At 35.3% G+C, this 12,024-nt stretch carries 11 protein-coding genes and 1 pseudogene; 2 read left to right on the plus strand and 10 right to left on the minus strand.

Going from position 1 to position 12,024, the window contains the following annotated elements:
* Positions 1 to 11: 11 nt before the first annotated feature.
* The 5 genes and pseudogenes from SO785_RS07375 to pth all read right to left on the minus strand — a co-directional run bounded on the left by SO785_RS07375 (position 12) and on the right by pth (position 5,150).
* Complete coding sequence (locus SO785_RS07375) at positions 12 to 374, minus strand: S1 RNA-binding domain-containing protein (RefSeq protein WP_003549009.1); 363 nt, start codon at positions 372 to 374, stop codon at positions 12 to 14.
* On the minus strand, positions 374 to 751 hold the full coding sequence (locus SO785_RS07380; RefSeq protein ID WP_011254103.1) for a septum formation initiator family protein: 378 nt from the start codon (positions 749 to 751) through the stop codon (positions 374 to 376). Before SO785_RS07380 ends, SO785_RS07375 begins: the two co-directional genes overlap by 1 nt.
* Positions 752 to 835: 84 nt before the next feature.
* Complete coding sequence (locus SO785_RS07385) at positions 836 to 1,078, minus strand: RNA-binding S4 domain-containing protein (RefSeq protein WP_011254102.1); 243 nt, start codon at positions 1,076 to 1,078, stop codon at positions 836 to 838.
* 16 nt (positions 1,079 to 1,094) lie between these two features.
* Positions 1,095 to 4,591: pseudogene (gene mfd / locus SO785_RS07390) on the minus strand (transcription-repair coupling factor).
* Position 4,592: 1 nt separating this feature from the next.
* Positions 4,593 to 5,150 carry an aminoacyl-tRNA hydrolase gene (pth, locus tag SO785_RS07395; protein ID WP_003549001.1) on the minus strand — a complete coding sequence of 186 codons (558 nt, stop codon included), beginning with the start codon at positions 5,148 to 5,150 and terminating at the stop codon, positions 4,593 to 4,595.
* Between the two features lie 134 nt (positions 5,151 to 5,284).
* Here pth and SO785_RS07400 point away from each other — a divergent pair, with 134 nt between their 5' ends.
* Both SO785_RS07400 and cbpA read left to right on the plus strand, forming a co-directional pair.
* Entirely contained in the window at positions 5,285 to 6,256 is a 972-nt protein-coding gene (locus SO785_RS07400) for an L-lactate dehydrogenase (RefSeq protein WP_003549000.1), read from the plus strand.
* 175 nt (positions 6,257 to 6,431) lie between these two features.
* Entirely contained in the window at positions 6,432 to 7,139 is a 708-nt protein-coding gene (gene cbpA / locus SO785_RS07405) for a cyclic di-AMP binding protein CbpA (RefSeq protein ID WP_003548998.1), read from the plus strand.
* Between the two features lie 60 nt (positions 7,140 to 7,199).
* Here cbpA and alr read toward each other — a convergent pair whose 3' ends face one another.
* The 5 genes from alr to SO785_RS07430 form a co-directional block, all read right to left on the minus strand.
* On the minus strand, positions 7,200 to 8,330 hold the full coding sequence (gene alr / locus SO785_RS07410; RefSeq protein WP_021874015.1) for an alanine racemase: 1,131 nt from the start codon (positions 8,328 to 8,330) through the stop codon (positions 7,200 to 7,202).
* On the minus strand, positions 8,330 to 8,686 hold the full coding sequence (gene acpS, locus SO785_RS07415; RefSeq protein ID WP_011254099.1) for a holo-ACP synthase: 357 nt from the start codon (positions 8,684 to 8,686) through the stop codon (positions 8,330 to 8,332). The genes alr and acpS overlap by 1 nt, the downstream gene beginning before the upstream one ends.
* An 80-nt stretch (positions 8,687 to 8,766) precedes the next feature.
* Complete coding sequence (locus SO785_RS07420) at positions 8,767 to 10,254, minus strand: DEAD/DEAH box helicase (RefSeq protein WP_003548992.1); 1,488 nt, start codon at positions 10,252 to 10,254, stop codon at positions 8,767 to 8,769.
* A gap of 13 nt (positions 10,255 to 10,267) precedes the next feature.
* Positions 10,268 to 11,635, minus strand: coding sequence for a UDP-N-acetylmuramoyl-tripeptide--D-alanyl-D-alanine ligase (locus SO785_RS07425; protein WP_003548990.1), 1,368 nt, complete (start codon positions 11,633 to 11,635; stop codon positions 10,268 to 10,270).
* A gap of 126 nt (positions 11,636 to 11,761) precedes the next feature.
* Positions 11,762 to 12,007, minus strand: coding sequence for a type B 50S ribosomal protein L31 (locus SO785_RS07430; RefSeq protein WP_003548978.1), 246 nt, complete (start codon positions 12,005 to 12,007; stop codon positions 11,762 to 11,764).
* Positions 12,008 to 12,024: the final 17 nt, after the last annotated feature.

A 12,024-nucleotide genomic window follows, 5' to 3' on the forward strand; every position in this document is an offset into this window, starting at 1 on the left:
AGGCCATTTCTTTAATTTTCAGTCAAAGTTTGTTTTAACTTTTCAATTTCTCTTTTTGCATCTCTAGCCGTCTTATTCAAAACCTGATCAAAATCAGCAGGTTGAGTATCAGAAAATTGATTATCTGGGTCAACCAAATCAGGATCATTTAAGTGCGAAATTGATAAGTTAAACCTTCCTTTGTGAATATGAACAACCACCACACGAATTTCTTGTCCTACTTGATATTGTCTTCTTTCTCTTGGCCAATTATTACCAAAATCACTGTGATGAATCAATCCTGAATGTCTATTAGGTAATGTAACAAATATTCCTAAATCCGTAATATTATTAATTACCCCAGTCACACGATTGCCAGCTTGATATTTTTTCATTAGTTATTATCATTTCTTTCATGTACGTTATAAATTTTTTCATTAGATTTAGAATAGTAAAATTTATAACGAATGAGTTTTGCCACGTAATTGGGATCTTTAAGATCTTTCTTTTTAGTCGCTAATTCACGCCTCTGTTTTTGTACTTTAGATAGAGTTTGTTTTTCTGCCTGAACTTGCTTATTAATTCTACCAGTTTGTGAAATTTTAACTGCAATTTGAATTCCGAGCACGACAAAAACTATTGCAAAAATTGCAATAATTCTATTTAACCTAACACGGTGTACTTCTTTTTCTATTTTCGCCTGTTTACGTTCTAGACGCGCCCTTTGTTCTTCTGGACTCATTGAATTATAGATACGTGGACCACGATTCATTTTTTAATCCCCTATTACTATTTAAACGTTGCTAGCAAACACAAATAATTAAGTTAAGTATAGCAACGATTTAGTCAAAAGTCATTAATCAACTAACTCATATAGTTCACTAGCTTCAGCCTTTTTGGTTGTTTCGCGTATATTCAAAACCTTAGCTTTAATTACTCTTGCCCCATAACCAATTTCAATAATGTCATCAATTTTAACATCATAACTTGATTTAACTACTCGACCATTTACCTTAATTCGACCTTGATCCGCCATTTCTTTAGCAACAGTTCTTCTTTTAACTAATCTAGAAACTTTTAAAAATTTATCAATTCTCATAATTATCCTCCATTTTTTATCTCTGTACAATATCACTTGCAGCTTGTAAAAACGTTGTTAGTTCATTAAACAATACTCGATTCTTCATTTCATCTGGTAATTGTAATAAGACTACCATTCGCTTTTCTTGATTCATACTAATTCGTGCTTTTAAGTCCACATGTTCTAGAGCCTTAAAAATATTAGGCCCTTCTAATTCATGTGAAGCATTATTATTAAATTCAACTTTGATCTTATCATCACTAATCTTTAGCACGTTTAATACTTGAGCTAAATCTGCATTTACTTTAAGTCCCGCAACAGCAAGTAAATTTTCAACGGATACTGGATAGTCACCAAAACGATCAATTAATTCATCTTCAATTTTATCTAATTCTTCTTGGTTATTAACAGCCTTGATCTTTTTATAAAATTCAATCTTTTCTTCTTGATCACCAATATATGAATCAGGAATATACGCTTCAAGTTTTAGATCAATTTCCGCATTAGATTTCTTCACTGTCTTTTTACCTTTACGCTCTTTAATCGCATCACTTAACATTTGTGAATATAAATCATATCCAACGCTATCAATAAAACCATGTTGCTGAGCGCCAAGCATATTTCCAGCACCTCTGATTGATAAATCACGCATAGCAATTTTAAAGCCAGATCCTAATTCTGTAAAATCGCGAATAGCATCTAAACGCTTCTCTCCTACTTCAGTTAATACCTTATTAGGTTGGTAAAGAAAATATGCATAAGCTAATCTTGCACTTCTCCCAATTCTTCCACGCAATTGATAAAGCTGACTCAAACCGTAGTGATCTGCATCTTCAATAATCATCGTATTAACATTCGGCATATCAATACCAGTTTCAATAATTGTTGTTGTAACTAGAATATCAAATTCTCTATTTAAAAAACGATATAAAATATCTTCTAGTTGATTTTGACTCATCCGTCCATGTGCACTTGCAATTCTGGCATTGGGTATAAGTTGTTGTAATTTTTCTACGGTCTCATCAATGTCACTAATTCTATTATGTAAATAAAAGACTTGACCATCACGTTGCATTTCTCTTAAACAAGCATCTTTTACTACACTTGGAATTTGTTCCATTACATAAGTTTGAATTGGATATCTGTTTTGAGGCGGCGTTTCCATAACTGATAAATCACGCACACCTACCATCGACATATGAAGCGTACGAGGAATTGGTGTAGCAGTTAAAGTTAAAACATCAATATTGGCTTTTAACTGCTTTAGTCGCTCTTTATGTTTAACACCGAATCTTTGCTCTTCGTCAACAATTAATAATCCTAAATTTTTGAATTCTACATCTTTTGATAGAATTCTATGAGTGCCAACCACAAGATCTATTTTTCCATCTTTTAAGCCTTCAATAATTTCCTTTGATTCAGCGGGTGTCTGAAAACGAGATAACATTGCTATATTCACTGGAAAATCTTTAAAACGATCTTGAATAGTTTCATAGTGTTGTTGGGCCAAAATGGTTGTAGGAACTAAAAAGCAACTTGCTTATTATCTTGAACTGCCTTAAAGGCCGCACGAAGGGCAACTTCTGTTTTACCAAAACCAACGTCACCAACAACCAAACGATCCATTGGCTTGGGCTTTTCCATATCTTCTTTAATTTCTTTAATTGAACGAAGCTGATCCGCAGTTTCAGGATATGGAAAGGCATCATCAAATTTTCTTTGCAGATCATCATCTGGTGAAAATGCAAAGCCTTTCTCTGATTCACGTTTAGCATAAAGTTCAATCAAATCATCTGCAATATCTTCAACCTTTGATTGAACTTTACGTTTAGTTTTGGCCCATTCACTGCCGCCAAGTTTATTAATATGTGGCGTTTTACCTTCCGAGCCAACATATTTTTGCACCAAACTTAATTGATCTGCAGGTACAAAAAGCTGGTCACCGCGCTGATAAGTAATTGTGATATAGTCACGTTTTACGCCATTATTTTCTAAAGTTTTAATTCCTTCAAAGCGTCCTATACCGTGATTAATATGTACAACATAATCTCCAGGCTTTAACTCAGTATAGTTACGTAATCTTTGAGCATTTTCTAAAGTCTTAATCCGCTTTTTGCGTTGAGGACGTTTATTAAAAAGTTCACGCTCAGTTAAATAGACCAACTTAACTGTAGGCAAAGTAAATCCGCTTGTATAACCTGCCACAACAATTTGACATTGTCCTTCAATAATTTCATCTTCGCCAACGATTGGTAAACTCAAGCCAAAATCAACCATTGTTTGGTCAATCTGTCGTGCTCTTTTATTATTGTCTGCCTGTAAAATAACGGTTTGGCCAGACTTTTTATAAGATTCAAGCTCCGATTTAATTAATGGCATTTGGCTAAAGAATTGTTCTGGTTCACGCGTTTGCCAATTAAGCATCTGTCCTAAGCGCAAACGCCCCATACTTCTTTGAAATAATGAAAAATAAATTCGATGATGTTTATCTTGTGATAATACCTTATCAAAATCAGCACGTAATTTTTGTCCAGGTAGCATCGCACCGGTTTTAAGTTCATCGCTAATAAATGCAGCATTTTGCTCATCGACAGTTTCTACAGATTGCTTAATTAAAGGGAAGTCATCTATTAAAATTTGTCCATTGGGGGCCAAATAATCTAATAAACTACTTGGTTTTTCAATTAAGTAATCAACTAGAAATGAATAATTTTGAGGCAAACCACCAGTATCTAAATTATCTAGCGCTACAGTAAAATGATCTTTTACCGCCTTCTCCGGTGCCGGAGCATCTGCCATATCTTTTCTGATTTTTTCAGCTGCTTTTTTAATAGCATCACTTGAAAATACTCTGTCCTGTGCAGCAGTAATTTCAACTAGATCAATTTCTTGCGTACTACGCTGTGTTGCTAAATTAAATTCCTTAACTGTATCAATTTCATCACCAAAGAATTCAATTCTAACTGGATTTTCTCTATCTAGAGGATAAATATCTAAAATATCTCCACGAATTGCAAACTCACCAGGCTTAGCCACCAAAGCTTCCTTTTGATAACCAGAATGAACTAACCAATTATTTAATTCTGTTAGTTCATATTCTTTCTCCGGTATAAATACTCTCTTAGCTTGAGCAAAATCTGTTGGATTAGATAGTTTATATTGCAAGCCTTGTGGCGTAGTTATAACAATCCCCGCTTTTTTACTCAATAAAAAACTAAGTGCTTGAATTCTACTACTTAGTTCATCAGGAGAACTGACAGCAGTTTGAGTAGCAATCGTAGCATCAAGTGAGAATATTTGCACTTGCTCACTATCCAAAATTGCACTTAATTCACCGTATAAGTTTTGTGCTTTATTTTCATTTTCTTCAACTAAAATAAGTGGTTCATTTAGTTTAGAAATAATTTGTTTTAAAAGCAGACTAAAAGCACCGGCATTAGCGCCAGTGATTAGTGAATTTTTTACTTGTTTGGTTTTAAGAATAAAATTATTTAAATCTTGATCTTTATTTAATATTTCTGTTAAACGCATATCAATTATACTTATTCATCAAATATTGGCTATCACGACCAGCAATAAAGTCGTCAATAATATCTACGCTTGTATCAAATGCATCATCCATTAATTTTTGTTGTTCATCATTAAATGGAGTAAGAACCCACGAAACAACTGTTGCATTTTTAGGATGACGTATACCAATCTTTAATCGATTGAATTTTTCGGTTCCTAAATCACGGATAATACTTTTAATTCCATTATGACCACCAGATTTACCATTGGCTCTAATTCTGATTTTTCCAATTGGCATATCCATATCATCTTGAATAATCAACACATCTTCAGGCGCAACCTTAAAGAAGTTGGCAATTTGACTTACTGAACGACCAGATTCATTCATATAGGTCTGTGGCTCAAGAAAAATCACATCTTCACCATTTATTTTTTCTTTAGTCCAATGCCCTTCAAATTTATCTTTATTTAAAGTCAAACCTTTTTTATCAAGGTAGTGATCCATTGTCATGAAACCAGTATTATGTTTGGTCTTATCATATTTTTGACCCGGATTACCCAAACCTGCAATTATCTTCATCTTATTTACCCCTCATTAATAATAATCTCAACTATAATAGCACAAACACAAAATAATAATTTTATTAATGCTCTTCAACATGGTATAATTTTCTTTGTTAAAATTATCACTAATAAAAAAGGAGACTTATTGTTATGGCAAGAGTTGAAAAACCTCGTAAAGTTATTTTAGTTGGTGACGGTGCTGTAGGTTCTACCTTTGCATTTTCAATGGTGCAACAAGGTATTGCTGAAGAATTAGGTATCATTGATATTGCTAAGGAACACGTTGAAGGTGACGCAATCGACTTAGCAGATGCTACTCCATGGACTTTCCCAAAGAACATTTACGCAGCTGACTACGCTGACTGCAAGGACGCAGACTTAGTAGTTATTACTGCTGGTGCTCCACAAAAGCCAGGTGAAACTCGTCTTGACCTTGTTAACAAGAACTTGAAGATTTTATCATCAATCGTTGAACCAGTTGTTGAATCAGGCTTTGAAGGTATCTTCTTAGTAGTTGCTAACCCAGTTGACATCTTGACTCACGCAACTTGGAAGATTTCAGGCTTCCCTAAGGATCGCGTTATTGGTTCAGGTACTTCACTTGATACTGGTCGTCTTCAAAAGGTTATCGGTAAGATGGAACACGTTGACCCACGTTCAGTTAATGCATACATGCTTGGTGAACACGGTGATACTGAATTCCCAGTATGGAGCTACAACAATGTTGGTGGCGTAAAGGTTAGCGACTGGGTTAAGGCTCACGGTATGGATGAATCTAAGCTTGAAGAAATCCACAAGGAAGTTGCTGACATGGCTTACGACATTATCAACAAGAAGGGTGCTACTTTCTACGGTATCGGTACAGCTTCAGCAATGATCGCTAAGGCTATCTTGAACGATGAACACCGTGTACTTCCACTCTCAGTTGCAATGGATGGTCAATACGGTTTACACGACCTTCACATTGGTACTCCTGCAGTTGTTGGCCGTAACGGTCTTGAACAAATTATTGAAATGCCTTTAACCGCTGATGAACAAGCTAAGATGGAAGCTTCTGCTAAGCAATTAAAGGAAGTTATGGACAAAGCCTTTGAAGAAACTGGCGTTAAGGTTCGTCAATAATTTCATAAATTTTGTTTATAAAAAAGCATCTCTATATTAAAAGAGATGCTTTTTACTTTCTCAAATTATTGTTAAAATATATATGATTATTCGGACTACTCTTTAATCATTATTTAATTAATTTGCTGGTTTATGCTATAATTACTTGTAATATTTTTCCTTTGGAGGCGAACTCATGCTTATTAAATCTTTGGTTATTAAGAAAGATTACTTAACAACAGTTAATGAAAGAGCCACATTAGCAGAAGCACTAAAAATCTTAGAAGACTCAGGTTATAGATGTGTGCCAATTGTTGATGATACTGGTACCATCTTCCGTGGTAACATTTATAAAATGCACATCTACCGTCATAAGTCACAAGGTGGCGATATGAATTTACCTGTAACTTACTTACTCAAGAATGCTACTAAAACAATTAAGGTTAACTCACCATTTTTCAAAGTTTTCTTCAACATTAAAGACTTGCCATACATTGCTGTTCTTGATGAAGAAAATCATTTTTATGGCATTTTGACCCACTCAAGATTGCTTGACATGTTATCTGATGCTTGGGATATTAAAAATGGTTCATATGTTTTAACTGTCTTGTCAGATAATACCCGGGGTAATTTAATTAAAATGTCCAAAATCGTTTCAAAGCACACTAACATGTCTAGTGTTATGACACTTGATGCTGCAGCTGGTGAGCTTGAAGGTGACTTTGTTAGAAGAACTTTATTCACTTTACCTGCAGGCGTTTCTGATATTACCATGAAGACGATCGTTAATAAATTGCAAAAGAAAGGCTTCGTAGTTTCTGAAATTGAAGACTTACAAGCTGGGATGACAATTATGAGCGATGAAAATCCTGGTGTATTCATCGAACGACCAGAACATGACTAAATAAAAACACAAAAAGCTTTTAGATATCGAATCTAAAAGCTTTTTTGTTTTACCTAATTATTATTTTTCATAATAAATTCTTGGTAAACGATCATTTAATAAGCAAGCTACTTCATAATGAATAGTATTGACATAATCTGCAGCAGCTTTAATATTATTTGGATCATCTGGATTATTTGAAATAATTACCACTTTAGTGCCAACAGGCATCTTTTCTGGCAATTCCACCATAAATTGATCCATACAAATACGACCAACGATTGGACAGTACTTGTCTCCTACTTTAACTTTAAAGCCTTGGAATTTTCTAATCCAACCATCTGCATATCCAACTGGAACAGTGCCGATAATGGTGTCTTTATCTGCTACAAAAGTTGAACCATAACTAACACCATCACCTTTATGAATTGTCTTGACATGAGTTAATTCACTTTCAAATGACAATGCAGGCTCAAGTTTAATATCTGGATTCAAATCAGCAGAAGCAGGGTTTGAAGAGGGGTTCAAGCCATAAATGCCAATTCCAAATCTAACTAAGTCGCTTTTAATATTCTTATGAAAAATGCTAGCTGCAGTATTAGATACATGGATCCATTTAGGCTTAACTGTTAACAAGCTCTTCATGTGATTAAACTTTTCAAGCTGATGTTCAAAGTAAGATTCATCAGCACTATCAGCAGAAGCAAAATGAGCAAACATTCCTTCAACAAAGAACTGATCATTATTTTCTAAGAATTTATTTGCTTCAATAAATTCATCATCTTCATTAAAACCGATTCTTCCCATACCTGAATCAATGCCCAAATGAATCTTTAATTGCAGGTTTTCTTTCGCTAAGTATTTTTCAGCTTCTTTAAGCCATTCAAAATTAGGAACAGTTAACGAAATATTGTTCACCGCAGCAATTGGTGCATACTTAGGAGAAACAACCCCTAACACCAAAATTGGTTTAACAATATCCGCATGACGCAATTGTAATCCTTCATCTAAAACAGCTACACAAAAACCTGCTGCTCCAACTTCTTCAGCTACTTTAGCCACTTCAACTGCACCATGTCTATATGCATTAGCCTTGACAACCGCTAACATTTTTTGACCTGGATCAAGATGCTTCATTTCATTTTCTAAATTTCTTCTAATTGCGCCCAAATTAACTTTTACTGCGGCTGGACGATGATAGCCTGGGACCATTATTTTTCCTCCAAAACTACAAATGTAATAATTTCGTGATTATCATGCGTGATACTTGGAAAAATATTTCCATCAAATTTTGTTGAAGTCATTACAGGATGACCTAAATCATCCCACAAAGTTTCTATATCTTGAAAACCAACAGATTTACCTAATCCGGTACCCATGGCTTTAGAAAAAGATTCCTTTAATGAAAAACGACCTCCGAGGTATTCGACTTTTCTTTTTCCTTCTAATTTTTGATATTGGGCAAACTCATTTGGAGTTAATACTTTTTTGGCAAAAAGATCACCTTTATCGATAATTTTTTTAACACGCTCGACTTCAATTGAGTCAATCCCTACACCTTTAATCATTTTTTTCACCTCACACAATAACATGATTATAATACAAAAAAGAAGTTGTAGATCTTACAACTTCTTTTTTGTATTAAAACTTACTTTTCTTTGCTTTTAATAACAAATTCGTGTCCATTGCCACGACCACGTTTGCCGCGATTACCATTATGGCGATAATTATTATTACGGCGACGATAATTGCCATGATTGCGATTATTGTTGCGGCCACGACCGTGTCCTCTACGATTACGGCGACCATCGCCCTTGTATGGTAATGGTTTTTCTGGTGTAATCTTAACCTTAATATCAGTTGAATCCTTAGATAAATTCTTTAAAAATGCAGCAACTAAATCAACTGCAGAATAATTATCCAAAAGTTCACTAGCATCTTGGGTATATTTACCAAGATCACTATTTATTAAGTCTTCAATTTGTGCCTTAGCTTGTTTCAATTGACCACGAAGTGCTTGATCGTCTGTTGGTGGACGAAGTGGTGACATCTTCTTCTTGGTAAGTTGTTCAATTGTACGCATATAGCCAATTTCATTAGGTGTTACGAAAGTAACAGAAATTCCGTTTTGACCTGCACGTCCAGTTCTGCCGATACGGTGAACATAAGAGTCAGGATCCTGTGGAATATCGTAATTATAAACGTGAGTTACACCTGAAATATCAAGTCCACGAGCAGCAACGTCCGTTGCGACCAAAATATCAAGCTTACCTTCACGGAATCGCTTCAATACGGCCATTCTACGTGCTTGTGATAAGTCACCGTGAATTCCTGCAGCATTGTAGCCACGAGCTTGTAAACCGCGTGTAAGTTCATCTACGCGTCGCTTAGTTCGACCAAAGACCACAGCTAAATCTGGTCCTTGTACATCAATTAAACGACACATAATATCAAATTTTTCTGATTCCTTTGCACGAACAAAGTATTGATCAATTAAATCTGCAGTAAGTTCTTTAGCTTTAATTTGAACAATTTCAGGATTGTTCATGAACTTTTCACCAATTCGCAAAATTGGCTTTGGCATTGTTGCACTGAAAAGCAATGTTTGATTACGATTCTTAGCATATTTCAAAATACTTTCAATATCTTGAATAAATCCCATATCAAGCATTTCATCTGCTTCATCTAAAACTACAGTCTTAACTTTATCTAAGTCAATTGTGCCACGCTTTAAATGATCAAGTAAACGGCCTGGTGTCCCCACTAAAATTGATGGTACATGATGCTTTAATGAACGAATTTGACGGCCAATATCAGCACCACCATATACTACTTGTACATGTGCACGTTCATCGCGACCTAAACGAAAGAGCTCTTCTTGAGTCTGAATAGCAAGTTCACGAGTTGGTTCAATAATAATTGCTTGAATTGCCTTTTCTTTTTTATCAATTATTTGTAAAATTGGTAACCCAAATGCAGCAGTCTTACCAGTACCAGTTTGTGCTTGGCCAATTACATCCTTACCCTCTAGAGCAAGGGGAATAGTTTGTTCCTGGATTGGAGTTGCTTCTTCAAATCCTGAGCGTTTAATCGCTTTAAGAAGCGCTTCGTTTAATCCTAATTCTGAAAATTTCAAAAAATATTTTCTCCTATCTTAGTCGGGCTAAGACATTTTCTAGGTGCATCCCGTGTGAACCTTTCAACACAACAATGTCGTCCGACTTAATATCATTTTTAAGATCATCAATCATACGATCCATTTGATCTTTAGTATAGTAATGCAAATGCTCTGACTCATACTTGCCTTGTAATGCATCATACAGATTTTTCATTTCAGGGCCGTATAAATATACTTCATTAATAATTTGTGGATCCAAAGTATCGCTTAATTCGGCATGAAGCTTCGGAGAATTCTCACCTAATTCAAGCATATCACCCAAAACAGCAATTCTACGACCGCCATCTTTTACCTCAACTTGGCCAAAGCTAGTAATAACAGCTCTTACCGCAGTTGGGTTTGAGTTATAGATATCACTCATAATTGCTTCGCCAACATCGCCTTTTTCCCATTCCATACGATTAGCGGTTGGCTTAAAGTTAGACAACGATGACGCAATTTCCTCATCACTTTCACCAAAATGACGTCCAACACTAATAGCAGCCATAGCATTAGAAACATTATGCTTACCGATCATTGGAATAGAGAATTTCTGCTCTGAATCATTAATTGTAAAAGTCGCATGATGCATGTAACTCTTAAAACCAGTAGCATGAACCGTGTCATCATCTTCAAAACCAAAAGTTGCTTTAGCTTGATCAAGCTTCTTAGCTCTTTCTTGAAGTAATGGTTCATCACCATTATAAATAAATTCTCCATCTTCACGGAGAAAATCAGTGATCTCCATCTTAGCGTCAGCAATCTTATCACGACTACCGAAGAACTCAATATGAGCTTCACCAATCATGGTAATTACAGCTACATCAGGACGAGTCAATTCACTTAAGTGATGTAATTGTCCTGGTCTATCCATTCCCATTTCAAGAACCAAAATTTCAGTATTTGGCTTCATTTCAAGAACGGTCATTGGCACGCCGATTTCATTATTAAAATTAGCTTGAGTCTTATGTACGTTGAAACGCTTTGATAAAACTGCAGCGATCATATCCTTAGTAGTGGTCTTACCATTTGAACCAGTAATTCCCACTACAGTTGGATTAACTTTACGCAAATAATAACGAGCAAGTGTCTGCATAGCGGCAAGTGGATCATCAACTTCAATTACTGCAATACCTTCAGGTTTATTTGGATGCCCCTTTTTCCACAAAGTAGCAGAAGCACCATTACTAATAGCACCAGCCACAAAATCATGTCCATCACGTTCACCTTCAAGTGGTACAAATAATCCACCATTTGTGATCTTTCTGGAGTCAAAGGCAACAGAAGTAATAACTGTTTTATCGTCACCTTCACAAGTCTTATCTAAAGCTTTGGCAATTTCAGCCATTTGCATTTTCATTGTATCTTTACTCCCATAAAAACAATTTTTATACAGAAATCATTATACTTTCTTTCAAGCATTCTGCCAAATGATCTCTAACGAAAAAAGCAGCCCCCAATGGGACTGCTTCCACCAGACAAAGGTTTACTTCTTCAAGCCGTACTTCTTGTTGAACTTTTCGATTCGACCATCTGCTTGAGCAAACTTTTGCTTGCCTGTGTAGAATGGGTGTGAATCTGATGAAACTTCAACACGTACTAATGGGTAAGTTTCGCCTTCGTATTCGATAGTTTCTTCTGGCTTCATAGTTGAACCAGCTACGAACTTAGCACCAGTTGCTGAGTCCATGAAAACTACCTTTTGAAAATCTGGATGAATACCTTGTTTCATAATTTATTACTCCTTTG

The sequence above is a fragment of the Lactobacillus acidophilus genome (genome assembly GCF_034298135.1).
Classification (GTDB): domain Bacteria; phylum Bacillota; class Bacilli; order Lactobacillales; family Lactobacillaceae; genus Lactobacillus; species Lactobacillus acidophilus.

What these genes read in the sequence shown, in the direction of transcription:
- SO785_RS07430 (WP_003548978.1), bottom strand. Translation starts at nt 12,007, where the DNA reads ATGAAACAAGGTATTCATCCAGATTTTCAAAAGGTAGTTTTCATGGAC.
- cbpA (WP_003548998.1), top strand. Translation starts at nt 6,432, where the DNA reads ATGCTTATTAAATCTTTGGTTATTAAGAAAGATTACTTAACAACAGTT.
- acpS (WP_011254099.1), bottom strand. Translation starts at nt 8,686, where the DNA reads ATGATTAAAGGTGTAGGGATTGACTCAATTGAAGTCGAGCGTGTTAAA.
- SO785_RS07400 (WP_003549000.1), top strand. Translation starts at nt 5,285, where the DNA reads ATGGCAAGAGTTGAAAAACCTCGTAAAGTTATTTTAGTTGGTGACGGT.
- alr (WP_021874015.1), bottom strand. Translation starts at nt 8,330, where the DNA reads ATGGTCCCAGGCTATCATCGTCCAGCCGCAGTAAAAGTTAATTTGGGC.
- SO785_RS07375 (WP_003549009.1), bottom strand. Translation starts at nt 374, where the DNA reads ATGAAAAAATATCAAGCTGGCAATCGTGTGACTGGGGTAATTAATAAT.
- SO785_RS07425 (WP_003548990.1), bottom strand. Translation starts at nt 11,635, where the DNA reads ATGAAAATGCAAATGGCTGAAATTGCCAAAGCTTTAGATAAGACTTGT.
- SO785_RS07380 (WP_011254103.1), bottom strand. Translation starts at nt 751, where the DNA reads ATGAATCGTGGTCCACGTATCTATAATTCAATGAGTCCAGAAGAACAA.
- pth (WP_003549001.1), bottom strand. Translation starts at nt 5,150, where the DNA reads ATGAAGATAATTGCAGGTTTGGGTAATCCGGGTCAAAAATATGATAAG.
- SO785_RS07385 (WP_011254102.1), bottom strand. Translation starts at nt 1,078, where the DNA reads ATGAGAATTGATAAATTTTTAAAAGTTTCTAGATTAGTTAAAAGAAGA.